12 protein-coding genes are annotated in these 17,630 nt (G+C 63.0%); 9 read left to right on the top strand and 3 right to left on the bottom strand.

Annotation, left to right across the window (positions count from 1 at the left end; genetic code table 11):
- Positions 1-134: 134 nt before the first annotated feature.
- The 8 genes from ACFFF7_RS14865 to ACFFF7_RS14830 are packed head-to-tail and all read left to right on the top strand — an operon-like array spanning position 135 to position 9,953.
- A complete protein-coding gene (locus ACFFF7_RS14865; RefSeq protein ID WP_379482141.1) occupies positions 135-1,346 on the top strand; it encodes an aromatic ring-hydroxylating oxygenase subunit alpha in 1,212 nt (403 codons plus the stop codon).
- Positions 1,336-2,595 carry a cystathionine gamma-synthase family protein gene (locus ACFFF7_RS14860; protein ID WP_379482140.1) on the top strand — a complete coding sequence of 420 codons (1,260 nt, stop codon included), beginning with the start codon at positions 1,336-1,338 and terminating at the stop codon, positions 2,593-2,595. The genes ACFFF7_RS14865 and ACFFF7_RS14860 overlap by 11 nt, the downstream gene beginning before the upstream one ends.
- Complete coding sequence (locus tag ACFFF7_RS14855; RefSeq protein WP_379482139.1) at positions 2,592-4,049, top strand: FAD-dependent oxidoreductase; 1,458 nt, start codon at positions 2,592-2,594, stop codon at positions 4,047-4,049. Before ACFFF7_RS14860 ends, ACFFF7_RS14855 begins: the two co-directional genes overlap by 4 nt.
- Positions 4,046-5,170, top strand: a complete 1,125-nt coding sequence (locus ACFFF7_RS14850) for an NAD(P)/FAD-dependent oxidoreductase (RefSeq protein WP_379482138.1) — start codon at positions 4,046-4,048, stop codon at positions 5,168-5,170. Before ACFFF7_RS14855 ends, ACFFF7_RS14850 begins: the two co-directional genes overlap by 4 nt.
- Positions 5,170-6,426, top strand: coding sequence for a sarcosine oxidase subunit beta family protein (locus ACFFF7_RS14845; RefSeq protein ID WP_379482137.1), 1,257 nt, complete (start codon positions 5,170-5,172; stop codon positions 6,424-6,426). Before ACFFF7_RS14850 ends, ACFFF7_RS14845 begins: the two co-directional genes overlap by 1 nt.
- Before the next feature lie 14 nt (positions 6,427-6,440).
- Complete coding sequence (locus tag ACFFF7_RS14840) at positions 6,441-6,704, top strand: sarcosine oxidase subunit delta (protein ID WP_379482136.1); 264 nt, start codon at positions 6,441-6,443, stop codon at positions 6,702-6,704.
- Complete coding sequence (locus ACFFF7_RS14835) at positions 6,701-9,472, top strand: 2Fe-2S iron-sulfur cluster-binding protein (RefSeq protein WP_379482135.1); 2,772 nt, start codon at positions 6,701-6,703, stop codon at positions 9,470-9,472. The genes ACFFF7_RS14840 and ACFFF7_RS14835 overlap by 4 nt, the downstream gene beginning before the upstream one ends.
- Positions 9,465-9,953, top strand: coding sequence for a hypothetical protein (locus ACFFF7_RS14830; RefSeq protein WP_379482134.1), 489 nt, complete (start codon positions 9,465-9,467; stop codon positions 9,951-9,953). The genes ACFFF7_RS14835 and ACFFF7_RS14830 overlap by 8 nt, the downstream gene beginning before the upstream one ends.
- 18 nt (positions 9,954-9,971) lie before the next feature.
- Here ACFFF7_RS14830 and ACFFF7_RS14825 read toward each other — a convergent pair whose 3' ends face one another.
- The 3 genes from ACFFF7_RS14825 to betB form a co-directional block, all read right to left on the bottom strand.
- Entirely contained in the window at positions 9,972-10,931 is a 960-nt protein-coding gene (locus tag ACFFF7_RS14825) for a LysR family transcriptional regulator (protein ID WP_379482133.1), read from the bottom strand.
- Between the two features lie 198 nt (positions 10,932-11,129).
- Complete coding sequence (betA, locus tag ACFFF7_RS14820) at positions 11,130-12,800, bottom strand: choline dehydrogenase (protein ID WP_379482132.1); 1,671 nt, start codon at positions 12,798-12,800, stop codon at positions 11,130-11,132.
- The gene (gene betB / locus ACFFF7_RS14815; RefSeq protein WP_379482131.1) at positions 12,787-14,793 is read right to left on the bottom strand and encodes a betaine-aldehyde dehydrogenase; all 2,007 of its coding nucleotides are present in this window, start codon (positions 14,791-14,793) and stop codon (positions 12,787-12,789) included. The genes betA and betB overlap by 14 nt, the downstream gene beginning before the upstream one ends.
- Positions 14,794-15,150: 357 nt before the next feature.
- Here betB and ACFFF7_RS14810 point away from each other — a divergent pair, with 357 nt between their 5' ends.
- Complete coding sequence (locus ACFFF7_RS14810) at positions 15,151-17,610, top strand: TonB-dependent receptor (protein WP_379482130.1); 2,460 nt, start codon at positions 15,151-15,153, stop codon at positions 17,608-17,610.
- The last annotated feature ends 20 nt before the right edge of the window (positions 17,611-17,630 follow it).

The raw sequence follows: 17,630 nt of genomic DNA, 5'->3' as shown, positions 1-17,630 counted from the left end.
GTTCCCCCGGGCCTCAATCCGACTGCCGACCTGATAGTCTGACTATTTGACATAGGGCTATGCCAAAAGTCGATTTCTCTATCGCACCGCACTGCGCCAGTATCGCTGCCAACTAGCCGGTGGGGAGAATCTTGATGACAGATCTGGCCTGGACCGCCGCACAATTTGCCGCGCGCCGCGAAGGTCACTCCCTGCCGCAAGGGCTCTATCTCGATCCGCGCGCCCACGATTTCGACCTCGACGCGATCTACGGCAACAGCTGGCTGATGGCCGGGTTCGAATGCGAGCTGCCCAAACCCGGCAGCTACATGGCGATGACTGTCGGCAAGTGGCCGATCCTGATCACCCGCAACCGCGACGGCGAGATCAAGGCGTTTCACAACACCTGCCGCCACCGCGGATCGCTGCTGTGCCAGCCGGGCAGCGGATCGGCCGCGCGGCTGGTCTGCCCCTATCATCGCTGGACTTACGATCTCAACGGCAGCTTGCTGGCCGCCGGGCGCATGCCGGCGGATTTCAGCAAGGCCGATCACGGGCTCAAGCCGCTCGCGATCCAGTGCATTGCCGGGGCGATGTTCATCTGCCTGGCCGATACGCCGCCGCCGATCGCGGATTTCGCGGCGAAATTCGAAGCCTATGCCGCGCCGCACGATTTCAAGAACGCCAAGCTGGCCGCATCGGCTGTGCTGGTCGAATACGCCAACTGGAAGCTGGTGATGGAGAACGCGCGCGAGTGCTATCACTGCGCGACCGGTCACCCCGAGCTTTCGCGAACATTCCCGGTCGGCATGTCGAAGCACTTCGACATTGGCGAGGACTCGCGCAACGCTGCCTTTGCCGGGCGGATGGACGCGCTCGGTATGGCGCATGCCGCGGTCGAGGGCCATTGGTGGCAGGTCGCGCGCTTCGCCCTGAACGAAGGCTGCGTCTCGATCTCTCCCGACGGTAGCCACCTGTCGAAAAAGCTGATGTGCGACAAGGGCGATGGCGATCTTGGTTCGATGCGCTGGGCCATCGATCCGCACCTGTTCGCCCATGCCACGGCCGATCACGCCTTCATGTTCAGCTGCATGCCGGTCGGCCCGGCGGAAACCCACGTGTTCAGCAAATGGCTAGTACACAAGGATGCCGTCGAAGGGGTCGACTACCACCTCGACGAACTGACCGACTTGTGGACCTGCACCAATCTGCAGGACAAGGAGCTGGCGGAAAACAACCATGCCGGGATCAGAAGTCCCGGATATACGCCCGGTCCTTATTCCGAAGACGCAGAGATGCTCGTGATGCGCTTTACCGACTGGTATTGCGACATGGCGCGTGCATACCTTGCCGACCATGTCGATTGATCCGCCCACCGGCTTCAGGCCGGAAACACTTGCTGTAGCCTTCGGTTACGACCCGCAGTCCGCCGGGGGATCGGCCAAGCCGCCGATCTATATGACCTCGACTTTCGTCTACCCTTCGGCGCAGCACGCCAAACATGTGCACGAGGCGTTCTTCGATGGCACCGGGCCCCTGGCCGGTGAAAGCCACCACATCTATTCAAGACTTGGCCATCCGGGGCTAGACATCCTTGAATCGCGTCTCGCAGCCATCGACGGTGCGGAGGCAGCCGTCGCCTACAGCAGCGGCATGGCCGCGCATTCGTCGATCGCGCTGGCCTTTCTCACCCCCGGTGATAGCGTCTTGCATGGCCGCCCGATCTATGGCGGCGTCGATATGCTCTACAACAGCATCATGCCCCAGTACGGCTGTCATGCGGCTGCCTACAGCGACGGGACCGACGAAGCCGCCGTTCGTGCGGCAGCGGATCAGGCTATGGCGCAAGGGCCGCTCAAGCTGATTATCGCCGAAACGCCTGCTAATCCCACCGCCGCGATCGTCGACCTTGCGCTGATGGTCCGCCTCGCCGATGCGGTCGGAACCGCGCAGGGCCACCGGCCACTTGTGGTCGTCGACAACACGCTGCTTGGCCCCTTTGCCCAGCGCCCGATCGCGCTGGGTGCGGATTTGTGCATGACCTCACTGACGAAATACTTCGGCGGTCACAGCGATCTGCTTGCCGGCGGTGTCAGCGGCAAACACGACCCGATCGACCGGCTGAAAGCCATGCGCACGACATGGGGCAACCATCTGGATCCCTATACCGCCTGGCTGGTTACGCGCAGCCTTGAATCGTTGCACGTTCGTACCGAGCGGGCGATGGACAACGCCCGCAAGGTTGCCGAATTTCTGCGCGACCACCCCAAGGTCGCAGGCGTTACCTATCTGGGCTTCCTGCCCGAGGGCAGTCGCCAGCGCGCGGTTTACGACCGGCAGTGCAAGGCCGCCGGTTCGACATTCTCGTTCCACCTCCACGGCGGCGAAGCGGAAGCGTTCCGCATGCTCGACCGCCTTCGCCTGCTCAAACTTGCGGTCAGCCTTGGCGGATCGGAAACGCTGATCTGTCATTCCGCCAGCACCACACATTATGCACTGACGCCGGACCAGCGGCACGAGGGCGGGATCACTGCGGGCACGATGCGGCTTTCGGTGGGCCTGGAACACGTCGACGATCTGATCTCAGACCTTGACCAGGCATTGGAGGCGGTGTGACCACACGTTCGATTGACCCGCATGCCATCGACGGCAAGTTCCCCCTGCCCGCGCAGCATTTTGCTGTGGTGGTCGTCGGTGCGGGGAAAAGCGGCACCCAGGCTGCCGTCGAGGCTGCAAAGAGCGGACAGACAGTATTGCTGGTCGACGAGAACCCGGTCTCGAGCGCGCTGATCGGCACCGACGTACCTTACTTCTTCGGCGGGCGCGCCACGACTGCGGTTCAGAACAGCGAACGCATGGTCGAGACGGTCTTCACCAACCTTCCGTGGCTGATGGAGGCGATCGACGCCGGGGTCGACGTGCAGCTCGGCACGACTGCCTGGGGGGTCTATCGCAATGGCCCACTGGTCGGCAGCCTCCCTGCCCAAGTGATCGGCCTCGCTGATGCGGAGCGCTCGTGGCTAGTCGGCTTTGACCGGCTGGTGCTGGCCACCGGAGCGCGCGATCTGCCGATTGCCTTTCCCGGCTGGAACCAGCCCGGGGTCATGGGCGCTGCGGCGCTGCGCAAATTGCTGGAGATGTACGACGCTTTTGCTGGTCGGCGGATCGTGGTCGCGGGATCGCAAGATCTTGGCCTTGAAACAGCTTTGCTGGCCCACAGCCGCGGCATCGCAGTGGCGTGCATTCTCGAAGTGCGCGACGCACCGCAGGGCGACCCGGCGCGCGTCGCGGACATTGCGCAGGCGGGCATTCCTGTCCTTTGCGGCGTATCGCCGGTATTGGCCAAGGGCGGCATCGATGGCGTCGAAGCGCTGGTCCTTTCGGATGGCAGCACGATCACCTGCGATAGCCTGGTCATGGCCGTCGGCCTGGTTCCGATGATCGAGCTGGTCGATGCCATGAACGGCGCGCGCCGTTTTGAGCCGGCGCGCGGTGGATGGATTCCTGCGGTGGAAGGCAACATTCAGACGGTCGGGCGCTGCGCCGGACTGCCGGACACGGGATTCGATCACGCCGCTTATCGGCAGGATTGGATGGACGCCCTTGGCGGAGCCTGCGGCGGCGATACGATCATCTGCCAGTGCGAGGAAATGACGCTGGCCGACCTGATCGGCGTGCAACCGCCGCAGTATCTTGATCGTCCGACGGCCATGCAGAAACGCTCGCTGAAAAGCCTGCTGCAAGATGGCCCGCCCAATCAGGATCAGGTCAAGCGTCTGACCCGCAGCGGAATGGGCCAGTGCCAGGGGCGGCGTTGCCGCGATCAGGTCGCGATGATCCTGGCGGCCGAGGCGGGAACGCCGCTGGGCGAGGTGCCGCTGGCCACGCACCGCGCGCCGGTCCGCCCCTTGACTCTCAAGGTCATCGCCGACTGGGAAGAAGGTGAGGAGATGCGCGCCGGCTGGGACGTGTGGATGGGGATCCCGACGCAGTGGGTGCCCTATGCCGACATCGGCACGCCGTTCGAGGAAGAAAACCGGCGCCGCCTGGGCGGGAACATGAGCCTGTGAGCGCGCAGCGGGTTGTCGTGGTGGGTGCAGGTGCATCGGGCCTCAGCGCGGCCTGGTGGCTGGCACGATCCGGCGTGCAGGTGACTGTCCTCGACAAGGGCATCGTCGGCTGGGAAGCATCGGGCCGCAATGGCGGCGGCTGCTCGCACTATCAAAGCCCGCTGTTCAAGGAAGAGCAGCGGCTGTGGCCGCAGATGGACGAACTGCTGGGCTATCCGACCGAATTCAGCCCAGAGCGGATCGTCATGGCGGTGACGCCGCGCCAGCTGGAGCAATACCATTACATCGCCGAGATGAACAACCGGCTGGGCCACCGGGTCGACCTGCTTGACCCGCAGCAGGTGCGCGAAGCGGTGCCGCTGGCTGGGGACAACTGCCTGGGCGGCATCCACTACCGCTTCGGCGGCCACGCCAATCCGCATCGCACGGTGCAGGCCTATGCCTGGGCGCTGCAGGACCTGGGCGGCAGGATCGTGCAGCATTCGCCGGTGACCGGATTCAAGACCAATAGCGGCAATGTCGTTTCGGTCGAAAGCAACGGCACGTCTCACGCTTGCGATGCGGTGGTCATCGCTGCCGGACCGCAGACCGGCACGCTAGCCGCACAGCTGGGCATCGAAGTGCCGCTGGCCGCGGCGCGCGCCGAAATGATCGTCACCGAGCCGGCCCCGATGATGAAGCTGGGCGGAGTCGACGGCAACGGGCTGTACGGACGCCAGACCCTGCGCGGCAACCTGGCCTATGGCGGCGGCCCGCACGAATGGGTGACCTTCGGCGATCTTGGCCCCGAGGTGAAGCCCAGCACCCCCCTCACGCGCAACCTGGCAAGGCGGCTGGCGGAACTGTTCCCCAATGCGGCCCATCTCAACGTCATCCGCTCGTGGGCCGGGGTGATCGAGATGACCCCGGATGGGCGCCCGGTGATCGACCGGCATGAGAACGTGACGCTGTGCACCATGTCGGGGGTCGGCTTCGGCCTGTCGCCCGCCTCGGGCCATGCCATCAGCGACCTCGTGCTGGAAGGACGCTGCAGCTTTACCGACATCGACAAGCTGGCGCTCAGCCGGTTCGACGGGATTGCGGCGGACTGGCGGACAAGCAAGGGCTGGCTGCCGGTCTGATGGGCAAATACTCGGCATTTTCGCTGCTGCGCGGCGCGTTCAACGGCCAGAGCCACTGGCAGCCGGCCTGGCGCGATCCCGAACCGCGTGCCAGCTATGACATCGTCATCATCGGCGGCGGCGGACACGGGCTGGCGACGGCCTATTACCTTGCCAGCGTCCACGGCATCCGCAAGGTCGCGGTGCTGGAAAAGGGCTGGATCGGGGGCGGCAATACCGGGCGCAACACCACCCTGGTCCGTTCCAACTATCGCCTGCCGCAGCTGCACAACTTCTTCGAATTCGGGCTTAAGATGTGGGAGCATCTCAGCGACGAACTTAACTACAATGTCATGTTCAGCCCGCGCGGCGCGATGTTCCTGGGCCACAGCGACGCCGACATGACCAGACTGGCCGAGCGCGGCGATGCCATGCGGGTCAACGGGATCGATGCCGAATTGCTCAGCCGCGACCAGGTCGCGAAGCTGGAACCGCTGCTCGATATGTCGCGTGATGCCCGCTTTCCGATCGAGGGCGGCCTGATCCAGCGCCGCGGCGGCACCGCCCGCCACGATGCCGTGGCCTGGGGTTATGCCCGCGGCGCCGACCGGCTTGGGGTCGACATCATCCAGAAGTGCGAAGTCACCGGCTTCGTCAGGCAGGGCGATGCGGTGGTCGGGGTTGAAACCACCCGCGGCCGGATCGGCGCGGGCCGGGTCGGGATCTGCGTTGCCGGGCACAGCGGCCACGTCGCGGCAATGGCCGGGCTGAAGCTGCCGGTCGAAAGCCAGACCCTGCAGGCCCTGGTCACCGAAGGGGTCAAGCCGATGATCAACGGCGTGATCATGTCGCAATCTCTGCATTGCTATATCAGCCAGTCGGACAAGGGCGGGATCGTGATGGGGGGCGACCCCGACAACTGGCCCAGCTATGCCCAGCGTGGCCAGCCGATGGTCACCCAGGGCGCCATTGCCCAGGCGATCGCGCTGGTCCCGGCGTTGTCGCGCCTGCGCATGCTGCGGACCTGGGCCGGGGTGACCGACATGAGCTTCGACGGATCGCCGATCATCGGCACCACCCCGGTACCGAACCTCTTCATCAACGGGGGGTGGTGCTACGGCGGTTACAAGGCGACGCCTGCGTCGGGCTGGACCTATGCCCACACCTTGGCCACAGGCGCGCCGCATGCTCTCAACGCGCCGTTCGATTTGGACCGCTTTCGCCGCGGCGACACCATCGACGAAAACGGCGTCGGCCCGATGCCGAACCACCGCTAGGAAAGGGCACTGCGATGTTGCTGATCACCTGCCCGCACTGCGGCCCGCGCGCCCAGGTCGAGTTCGTCTATGAACGGACTGTGGATTCGGTCGTGCAGCCCGATGCCGAAGCCGCCGGCGCCATGGAAGCCCTTTTCGCGCGCGGCAATCCACGCGGTCTGGACGAGGAACTGTGGCGTCATACGTTTGGCTGCCGCGCATGGCTGATCCTGACCCGGCACCGCGTAACCCACCAGATCGCCGCGATCCGTGCCGTGGGGCCAGAGGCTTTGCCATGAGCGGGCCATCGCGCGACGGCGAGGCGGGAACGATCCGCTTTACCTTTGAGGGCAAGCCATTGCTTGCCCGCCCCGGCGATACACTGGCCGCAGCGCTGCTGGCCAATGGCATTGGCTTGGTCGCCCGCAGTTTCAAATATCATCGCCCGCGCGGGATCATGGCGGCCGGGGTGGAAGAACCCAACGCACTGGTGACCGTAGGCACCGGCGGCCGAACCGAGCCAAACACCCGCGCGACTGATCTCCTGGTCTACGACGGACTGGTCGCGCGCAGCCAGAACCGCTGGCCCAGCCTGCGGCTTGATTTCGGTGCGGTGCTTGGCCTGGTCGCCAAGGCGTTGCCCGCCGGGTTCTATTACAAGACCTTCTTTGGCTCGGCCAAGCGCTGGATGGTCTACGAATGGTTCATCCGCCGTGCCGCCGGTCTAGGCGAAGCGCCAAGCCACGCCGATCCCGATCGATTTGCCCAGCGGGCGGCGTTTTGCGACGTATTGATCGTCGGGGCGGGTCCCGCCGGTCTGTCCGCGGCGCTGGACGCAGCAGAAAGCGGCGAACGCGTCATGCTGGTAGAGCAGGACACGATTCTTGCTCCTTCGCTTCGCCGCGATCCGCCGCAGCAGGATCCCGATTGGGCTGATGCGACGGCGAAGCGGATTGCCGCGCTGGGCGGGCGGATACTGCTGCGCACAACGGCAACGGGCTATTGGGACGATAATCTGGTCACCCTGACCCAGCGGCTGGCCGAGCCCGGGGAAGAGCCGCCCGGCGGCATCGCGCAAAGGCTTTGGCATGTGCGCGCCAAGCGCGTGGTACTTGCCACCGGGGCGCTGGAGCGTCCGTTGGCATTTGCCCACAACGATCGGCCCGGTGTCATGCTCAGTCAGGCGGTGCGCACCTACGTTCGGCGTTTTGGCGTCATTCCGGGCCGCAGAGTAGTCATCGCAACCAACAACGACGATGCTTATCTGACTGCTGCCGCCTTGCGCGATGCGGGCGCTGCGATTGTCGCCGTGCTTGATACGCGGCCCGCCCCTGCCGGAGCGGAAAGTGGCTTTGCCGTGTTCAACAATGCGGCGCCTTTAGCAACCAAGGGAGCAGCGCATCACCTGCGGGCAGTCAGCGCCAGGATCGACGGGAAGATCGTGCGCTGGCAGGCCGACTTGCTGGCTATGTCAGGCGGCTTCACGCCGGTTGTCCATCTCCACATGCAGGCTGGCGGGGCCGCGCTGGACTGGGATCAGGCAAGCCAGACATTCCTGCCGGGGACGGCTCGGCAAAACGTTTCATCGATTGGCGCAGCCGCTTCTGCCGATCCAGTCGGACCGATATTCGCGCCGGAAAATCCGGCCAAGGCGTTCATCGATTTCCAGAACGATGTGTCACTGGGCGACGTCGATCTGGCCTGGGCCGAAGGGTACCGCTCGGTTGAGCATCTCAAGCGCTATACCACGCTGGGCATGGCTACAGACCAGGGCAAGACCAGCAACATGGCTGCGCTAGGCAGACTTGCGGAAAAGCAGGGCGTGGCCATTCCCGAGGCCGGGCTGACAACCTTCCGCCCGCCCTACACCCCCGTCACAATGGGGTTGCTGGCCGGACGGACCGAGCGCGATGCTGGCGCGCATCTGCGCCGCCTGGCGCTTTACGAGGCGCATCTTGCGCATCAGCCGATCTGGCAACCACTCGGCTATTGGAAACGACCGCGGGCCTATCCGCAGGGTAGCGAGGGCCTGGCCGAAGCAGCCCTTCGCGAGGCGCGCAGCGTGCGCAGCGTGGTCGGCATGACCGATGTTTCGACGCTGGCCAAATTCGAAGTCAGCGGCCCCGATGCCGCGGCATTGCTCGAACTGATCTGTGCGACCAGCGTTGGCAAGCTGGCGGTGGGGCGCGGTCGCTATACCTTCATGCTGCGCGAGGACGGCCTGGTGTTCGATGACGGCACGGTCTGGCGCCTGGCCGAAGATCGCTACCTGCTGACAAGTTCGACCGGCGGCGCCGACCGCATGGCCACGCACATTTCATACGTCCGCCAGGTCCTGCGCCCGGAATTTCGCGTCTCGGCTGTCAATGTTCAGGAACACCATGCCGGTATCGCCGTCGCCGGGCCGAAGGCGGTGGAGGTCGTGTCCGCCCTGATCGGCGAGGCCGCGCCGCGACACATGTCGACAATTGCAGCCACCATCGTTGGCGTTCCGGTCATCGTCCTGGCGGCAAGCTATAGCGGCGAGCGGGCGTTCGAGATCTATGTCGAGGCAGATCACGCCGAACCGGTATGGAACGCCTGCCATGCCGAAGTGGCTGCCCGGGGCGGATGCCTTTACGGCCTAGAGGCGATGGAGCTGTTGCGGATTGAAAAGGGCCATCTGGTTGTCGGCGGCGAGATCGACGGACGGCTGACGCCGCACGATCTGGGTCTTGACCGGATGCTCAACAAGGCAGGCGGTTATGTTGGTGCAGCCGGTCTGACCCGACCTTCACTCGCCCTGTCGGGCCGTAAGCAATTGGTCGGGCTTGAGGCGATCAGCGGCACAATACCTGAAGGCGCCATGCTGGTTGCGGGCAATGACAGCCCTGCCGAAGGGCACGTCACCGCGGCTGCCTATCGCGTACGAGCAGGCGGATCGATCGCACTTGGTCAGCTGACCAATGGCTTCGCGCGGCACGGCGAAGAGTTGATCGCGACGTCACCAACGCGGGGACAGACCGCACGCGTGCGTGTGGTGGCACCGCACTTCTACGACACGGCGGGAGAGCGTTACCGTGACTGACGTTACGATCACCGCGCTGCCGCCGACACCGCTCTATGTTCTCGAGATCTGGGGCAACGCTGCAGCTGTCGCAAAACGGATAAGGACGACCATCGGCACTGCCTTGCCGCCGCTTGGCAGATCTTCTCGCACAGCATCGCTGCACTTCATACGCTTCGAGCCAACGGTCTGGCTGGTCGAGGGGGACATGGCGCCCTTGCAGGCAGCGTTGGGCGGCGATGGCAGCCTGACGGCAATTGGCGGCGGAATCGTCCGGTTTCGGCTGAACGGTCCAGGATGGCGCAGCTTGCTGATGGAGCACGGGGTGTTCGATGCCGAGTCGCCTGAATTCGCGCCCGGGTACAGCGCGGCTACCCTCATTGATCACGTCAATGTCCGGCTGCTGGTCGAAAGCGACGAAAGCTGCCTTGCTTTCGTGCCGCGAAGCTATGCGCACGACATGCTGCATTTCTGGCAGGTGGCGTCGGAAACGCTGCCCTAGACCGGTCGTCCTGCCAGGTCAGGCATGCCAGCTGACTTGCTCTTTCATCCACGGAATGTGTTCGAACAGCGGCGGGAAGGTCACTTCCCTCAGCTCGTTGGCGCAGACCTTGGCAATATCCTGCGGAAGCGTTCCCAATTCTCCGACCCGGGAAACGACCTGAACCGTGCGCGAGAACCGCCCGCGTGGCATCGGTTCGATCCGGGTCTTGCGCAGCAGTTCGGGCGCCGCCAGCAGACAGATCGGCGAGGTTATCGTCCAGCCCAACCCCGCCGCGACCAGCGCAAGCTGCTGATGCGACGATTCGACTTCGACGACCTGGCGCAGATTCAGCTTGAGCCGGACGATCTGCCGCTCGATCTGCTGGCCCATCCCGGTCAGGTGCGAGAAGCGGATGAACGGCAGCTCATGGTTGTCCACGTCGATCTGCAAGGGCTTGCGATAGTTTGCCGGCGTGACAATGACGAAGCCTTCCTCGAACACCGGGTGAAGTTCGACGTTGTCGCGGTGCTCCAGATTGTAGCTGCCAGTCATCAGCACATCGATGTCGCGGGCCATGAACTCGCCCTGGTGTTCCTGCGAAATGCCCGACCGGATGTTCCAGCGTTCGGCGCGGTCGCCCAGGTTGCTCATGATCGTGGCGGTCAGCTGGTAAGCGAGGCTGAAGGACATCGCCAGGGTCAGGCTGGCCAGCGGCAAATTGGCCCCAACGCGAATGTCGTCATAGGTACTGCGCGCCAGCGCCAGAAGCCGCTTGCCGCGTTCGAACAACGAACGGCCGCTGGTCGTCAGGCCCAGGGGACGCATCGATCGATCGAACAGGGGCGTCCCGATATTCGCTTCGAGTCGGGCAATCGTTTGCGACACCGCCGACTGGGTGATCTGCAAGTGCAGTGCGCACTGCGACATCCCGCCAAGCTCGACGGTCATGATGAACACCTCGATGGCATGGAGATCGAACTCTTGCGTCGGCTTCACGGATGGACCTTCCCCAAGGAGTCACTCGCAATCGAGCAGTATTACCCTGACTAATAGCTCGCATCCACTTTGGCCAGCAGTCGATGGCGGTATTCGCGCCCTGCTGGCCCGGGCGCGGGCCGTTTCATGGCCTGGGTGCGACGACATCGGTCTTACGGATGACCGCAACGTGCCGGGCAGGTTCCGCGACATACCGGGTCATCGCTGCTCGTGCTGCCAGTTGGGCGCGACATAGTAGGGCGCGTTGGAAGGCGGCAGTGGCTGCTTGCCGAGCACCAGGTCGGCGCCCTTTTCACCGATCATGATGGTTGGCGCGTTGAGATTGCCGGTCGTGATCGATGGCATGACCGAACTGTCGATCACCCGCAGACCTTCCACCCCGATCACCCGCAAATCCGGATCGACGACTGCCATCGGATCACTGGGTGCGCCCATCTTGCATGTGCAGCTAGGGTGCAGCGCACTTTCGACATGATCGGCAATGAAAGCGTCAATTGCTTCATCGCTGATGCAATCCGCCCCGGGCTGAATTTCGCGGCCACGCCACGGCGCAAACGCAGGCTGCTGGAAGATTTCGCGGGTCAGGCGGACACAGGCGCGCATCTCTGCCCAGTCATCGGGATGACTCATATAGTTGAACCGGATGACCGGCTTGTCGCGCGGGTCCGCAGTGCGCAGCGTCACGGTGCCGCGGCTCTTCGAGCGCATGGGGCCGACATGCGCCTGAAAGCCGTGCTCGCTGGCAAGGGAACTGCCATCGTAATTGATCGCTAGCGGGAAGAAGTGGTATTGCACGTCGGGATATTTGATCCCGGCGCGGCTGCGGATGAAGCCGCAGCTTTCGAAGTGGTTGGTCGCGCCGATCCCGCTCCGCAGAAACAGCCACTGCGCGCCGGCCAAAGCCTTGCCGATCAGGCCCGACTGGCCATAAAGCGTCACAGGCTTGGTGCAGGCCATCTGGAAATAGAATTCCAGATGATCCTGCAGATTGGCACCAACGCCCTCCCGGTGCGCCACCACCGGTATGCCAAGATCCGTTAGCTCCTGCGCCGGGCCAATCCCCGACAGCTTGAGCAACTGAACCGAATTGATCGACCCGCCGGACAGAATGACCTCGCGCCGGGCACGAACTTCATGGGTCCGCCCATCGCGCTCATATGCGATGCCGACCGCGCGCGTCCCTTCAAACAGCACCCGGGTTGCCAGCGCGTGCTGGATGACGGTCAGGTTTGCGCGCTTTCTGGCCGGATAAAGATAGGCCTTCGCCGCAGAGCAGCGAGTGCCCCGGCGAACGGTCATATCCATCCGGCCGAACCCTTCCTGGCGAAAACCGTTGTAGTCTTCGGTCAGATGATAGCCCGCCTGCTGGGCCGCATCGAGCCAGGCCTGGTGCAGCGGATTCTTAAGCGTTCCGTATGTCGTGGAAAGCGGCCCGTCGCCGCCGCGATAGGCGTCACCGCCTTCTGCACGTTCTTCGGCGCGTTTGAAATAGGGCAGAACATCGGCATAACCCCAGCCGCGCGCGCCTTCGTCGTCCTGCCAGCGTTCGAAATCGAGCGGATTGCCGCGGACGTAGACCAGCCCGTTGATCGAGGACGATCCACCCAGGCCCTTGCCCCTTGGGCAATTGAGACGGCGGTTGTTGAGATGTGGCTCTGTCTCGCTTTCATAACCCCAGTTCCACCGCCGCGTATTCATCGGATAAGCCAGCGCTGCGGGCATCTGGATCAGGACGGAACGATCACTCCCGCCGTACTCGAGCAATAGCACCTGGTGCCGGCCATCCGCGCTAAGGCGATCGGCAAGGACGCAGCCGGCGGAACCGGCCCCGACGATCACATAATCGAAGTTTTCGTCAGTACGGGGCATCGATCGGCTCCATCGCCACGTAGACGCTCTTCAGCTGCGTATAATGCTCGATCGCCGCAAGACCGTTTTCGCGTCCCAGTCCGGATTGCTTGTTGCCCCCGAAGGGCAACTCGATCGGGGTGATATTGTACGTGTTGATCCAGCAGGTTCCGGCATCGAGGCGGGCAATCGTCCGGTGCGCCCTGGCCAGATCCCGCGTGAAGATGCCGGCCGCCAGACCGAAGTCGGTGGCATTGGCGCGCGCGATCACCTCGTCCTCGTTCGTGAAGTCAAGAACCGTCATGACCGGACCGAAGATCTCCTCGCGCACGATCGCCATGTCGTCCTGGCAATCGACAAAAATGGTCGGTTCGACAAAATTGCCGGCGAGATGGGTGGCGCGCTTGCCGCCGGTGAGCAGTCTGGCGCCCTGTTGCTGACCTGACGCGATATATCCCAGCACCTTGTCCATGTGCTCGCGCGAAATCAGCGCGCCCATCTGGGTGGCCGGGTTCAGTGGATCCCCCAGCACCATCGCTTCGGTCCGGTGCTTGAGGCGGGCGAGGAAATCGTCGCGCACGGAGGCGTGCACGAAGACCCGCGTTCCGTTGGTGCAGACCTCCCCGGCCGAATAGAAATTGGCCAGCAACGCGCCGGAGACGGCTTCATCGATGTCGGCATCCTCGAACACGATCAGCGCAGACTTGCCGCCCAGCTCCAGGGTCACGTGTTTCAGCGTCCCTGCCGCATCGATCATCACTTTCTTGCCCGTGCCAACCTCTCCAGTCAGTGACATCTTGGCGATCCCGGGATGTCGGCTGAGCAGCCGTCCGGTGTCGCCCTTGCCCTGCACCACCTGGAACAGACCGTCAGGAAGGCCTGCCTCGCGATAGACCTTTTCGAGTTCGATTGCGGTAAGCGGGGTCAATTCGGCCGGCTTGAAGATCATTGCATTGCCGCAAGCAAGCGCGGGAGCAGATTTCCAGCAGGCGATCTGCAAGGGATAGTTCCAGGCACCGATCCCGCCGACCACGCCAAGCGGCTCGCGCCGGGTATAGCCGAACGCCGCATCGCCAAGGTCAATATGCTCTCCGGCTATCGTTCGTGCCAGACCGGCGTAGTATTCGATGCAATCCGCGCCTGACAGCACATCGACCGCGATGGTCTCCTGGATCGGCTTGCCGGTGTCGCATGTTTCCAGTCGCGCCAGCTCCTCATTGCGGGCGACCAGCAGCTGCGCAGCGCGAAACAGGATACGGCCGCGTTCGACTCCGGGAACGCGCGCCCAGTGCTTCTGCGCTTCGACCGCGCGCGCCACGGCATTGTCGATTTCTGCCTGACCGTCGATCCGGATTGTCGCCAGCACCTCTCCAGTTGCGGGATTGATCGTATCGAAGCTGACGGCGACGGGCTTGGCGCCGGCTTCCGGCAGGCGGGAATCAGCCAGATCGCGTTCGATAACCGCAAAGATCCAGTCGACTGGTATCTGGACATCGGGCTTCCACGCGCCCGCCAGCGCAGCACGAAGCCAGAACCCGTCGATGAGGGCCGCAATGGTTTCAGCGATCCGCGTCACGGCGTCTGCAACGACAAGCGCGCGCAACTCGTGCTTGAGGTTCGAAATCATCCGCTCCTGATGGACGCGTTGCAGTCGGGCCAGTGCGGGATTGTAAAGCGCCAGGCCCCAGAATGAGAGCCAGGCGCGCGATGCCTCTGAACTCAGTTCTCCCGGGTTGAGATGGGCAAGTACGAATGCGCGAAGGCGATCTTCGGGATCGCCGCCAGTGGAAAGCGCATCCATGGGCCGGGTGGTGACCCGCTCGACCAGCTGGCGGAACGTCGCCTCGATCAAGGTGTCGCGATCACCAAAGTAATGCACAATCAGCGCGGGGGATACTTTGGCGCGGCGCGCGACTTCGGCCATGGTAAATTGCTCGATGCCAGTCTCGGCCAGAGCCGCCAGGGCAGCCTGGAGCAGCTGCACGCGTCGATCTTCAGGTTCGCGGCGGCGCATCGACTTTACCTCTTCCCATTCATTGAACGAGCATTCAATATCAACGAGGATGGCTATCTCCAATCAAGAAACTGCAATCCGATATACACTATTAGCCGGATTGATGATCATCATAAATGCGCAATTTTGTTGCTGGATAAATATGTTTATGTTCGTTTTCAATTATATAATCTGCACAACACGGTGACTTCGGATAAAACGGTGCGAGCCAGATTCTGCAAAAGCCGGTCCAGAGCGACACCTGACCGTCTTGCACGTCCATTCAATATGGGTCATTCTTTGCTGAGGATGGATAAATAGCGGCGGCCAACCTGAACGGAAAACTCCGTGGGTGTCGCCCACTGACTGGGGGTTAGCATGGCCAATCGCAATCACACTTTGCCGCTCTATGTCTGGCTGCGGGCAGGCACTGCACTCGCGCTGATCACGGCGGGAATGTCGGCAGGTAGCGCATTGGCCCAGTCTGCGCCGAGCGCAGCGGCCGATGAGCAGACCGGCGAAGCCGATATCGTCGTTACCGCGCAGCGCCGTGAGCAGAAGCTTCAGGACGTCGGTATCGCAATTTCGGTACTTGGCCAGGAAGAGCTGCGGCACCGCTCGATCAACAATGCGACCGACGTGGTCGCTGCCATCCCCAACCTGAAATACAATGCCTATTCGTCTTCGCAGGTCGTGTTCAACATGCGAGGTGTCTCACAGAATGACTACGGCGATCAACAAGAGCCACCGGTCGCTGTCTATCAGGACGATTCCTACGCCAGTTCGATCACCACCGCGAGCTTCCCGGTATTCGACCTGGCCCGCGTCGAAGCGCTGCGCGGGCCGCAAGGGACGCTGTTCGGCCGCAATGCCACAGGCGGCGCGGTGCAATTCGTTTCGAACCAGCCGACGGACACATTCGATGGCTTCGTCAAGGCGACCTACGGGCGTTACAACCAGACGATTTTCGAGGCTGCGGTATCCGGTCCACTGAGCGACACCCTGAGCGCGCGCATTGCGGGCATCTATGACCGCGACGATGGCTACATCAAGAACATCACCCCCGGCGAAAAAGACCGCGGCGCCAACAACCACTGGGCGCTACGGGGGATCTTCGCGCTTGAGCCTTCAAGCAGCTTCAAGGCCAAACTGACGCTACGCTTCTCGCAAGCCGACAAGGAACGCCAGGCCGGCGTCTACAACTATGCTCCGGCCTGCTTCAATTCCCAGCTCCAGGGCACGTTCATGTCGCCCACCGACACCTGTGCGGTTTGGGGTACCACGGGAACGGCCGGCCCCGGCTATTTCAATCCAGAGATTGCCGCCTCGCAAGGCGGCAGCCCATGGAAGACCGCCGGAACCGGACCTGCCTATGTCGATCGCAAGCTGTTCGGTGCGACGTTGCGGCTCGATGCCCAACTGGGGGCTTTCGACCTGGTATCGATCACCGATTACCAGCACCTCAAGAAGTTCTACATCGAAAGCGGCGATGGCCCGCCCGAGCTGCCCTATGTCGAAAACGTCACTCCGGCGGGTCCGGCACCGTGCCCGGCGCCAGCGTCAAGCGTAACCTGCTATCCGTCGGGTACGGTGTTCTATCAGGACGCCAGGGTGAACCAGGTTTCGCAGGAATTTCGGTTCTCGCGCACCAGCGACCGCAATTTCCTGACTTTCGGCGCCTTCGGCATGATCATCGACGGCAAGTACAAGGCAAAATATGCCACGCCTTTCGATGGTTACGATCCCAGCGTCAAATTCACACAGCGCACCGAATCGTTCGCCTTCTTCGCCCAGGACGAATTCAAGATCAGCGATCAGGTGAAGTTGATCGGCGGCCTGCGTTACTGGCACGATCACAAGATCGGGGATTACACTGCAGTCCACACCTTGCCGCTCTATGCCCTTTCGCTGCATTTTGGCCCGAACGATATCTCCTATACCGACACGTCGCCGGGCAGCACCAATGATCCCTTGTCATGGACCTATGGCAGCGGCGTAGATTCCGGAGTGACGATCACGCCGGCCGCAGCGACACCAAGCTTCAGCGGCCTGACTGCGCGCGCCGAGATCGATTACAAGCCAAGCGACAACGTTCTGCTTTATGCCAGCTACAATCGCGGGTCCAAATCCGGCGGTTTCACGTTCTCGACCGGCACGCCGTTCCCTTATCAGCTCATCGATACGATCAATAACCTGCCCTATCGTCCGGAAACGCTGAACGACTATGAAGTGGGTCTGAAGGCGACACTGGCGCCGGGAACCACCTTCAACGTCGCTGGCTTCTATTACGACTACAAGAACTATCAGGCCTTCGTGCAGGTCGGTCTTACCCAGGTCGTGCGTAATCTGCCGGCGACAGTAAAGGGTATCGAGGCGGACTTTTCGACCCGGCCTGTCAAGGGGCTCACCCTGCAACTATCGGGCGCGTACCAGACCAGCACGGTCAAGAACGTGCTGCTGCCTGATGGGGTCACGCTGGAAGACCATTCCCTGCCACAGGCTCCCGAGTTCTCGGGCAGCGCCATGGCGCGCTACGAGTTTGATCTGGCTGGCGGTACGGCCTCGATCCAGGGCGATGCGCTGTTCCAGTCCTCGATGTGCTTCACCGTCATGTGTGCCCCTGTCGAGCGGGAAAAGGGCTATGCGGTAGCCAATGCGCGGCTGGGCTTCACCACGGCAGACGAAAAGATCGACGTCGCCGTCTTCGTCAACAACCTGTTCGAAAAGGCGTACCGGGTCTACGCTTTCGACGGATCGCTGTATTGGGGCGATGTCCTTGGCGTCTATGCCAAGCCCCGCACCTGGGGCGTGAGCGTTACCTACAACTTCGGCAAATAGGACACGCAGAAAATCAGGCG

The sequence above is a fragment of the Novosphingobium aquiterrae genome (assembly GCF_042434435.1).
In the GTDB taxonomy this organism is placed as follows: Bacteria; Pseudomonadota; Alphaproteobacteria; order Sphingomonadales; family Sphingomonadaceae; genus Novosphingobium; species Novosphingobium aquiterrae.
This window is presented reverse-complemented; position numbering and strand designations above follow the sequence as displayed.

Coding starts and splice junctions, on each gene's coding strand:
- betB (WP_379482131.1), bottom strand. CDS start 14,793: ATGCGCCGCCGCGAACCTGAAGATCGACGCGTGCAGCTGCTCCAGGCT.
- ACFFF7_RS14840 (WP_379482136.1), top strand. CDS start 6,441: ATGTTGCTGATCACCTGCCCGCACTGCGGCCCGCGCGCCCAGGTCGAG.
- betA (WP_379482132.1), bottom strand. CDS start 12,800: ATGCCCCGTACTGACGAAAACTTCGATTATGTGATCGTCGGGGCCGGT.
- ACFFF7_RS14835 (WP_379482135.1), top strand. CDS start 6,701: ATGAGCGGGCCATCGCGCGACGGCGAGGCGGGAACGATCCGCTTTACC.
- ACFFF7_RS14865 (WP_379482141.1), top strand. CDS start 135: ATGACAGATCTGGCCTGGACCGCCGCACAATTTGCCGCGCGCCGCGAA.
- ACFFF7_RS14810 (WP_379482130.1), top strand. CDS start 15,151: ATGGCCAATCGCAATCACACTTTGCCGCTCTATGTCTGGCTGCGGGCA.
- ACFFF7_RS14860 (WP_379482140.1), top strand. CDS start 1,336: ATGTCGATTGATCCGCCCACCGGCTTCAGGCCGGAAACACTTGCTGTA.
- ACFFF7_RS14845 (WP_379482137.1), top strand. CDS start 5,170: ATGGGCAAATACTCGGCATTTTCGCTGCTGCGCGGCGCGTTCAACGGC.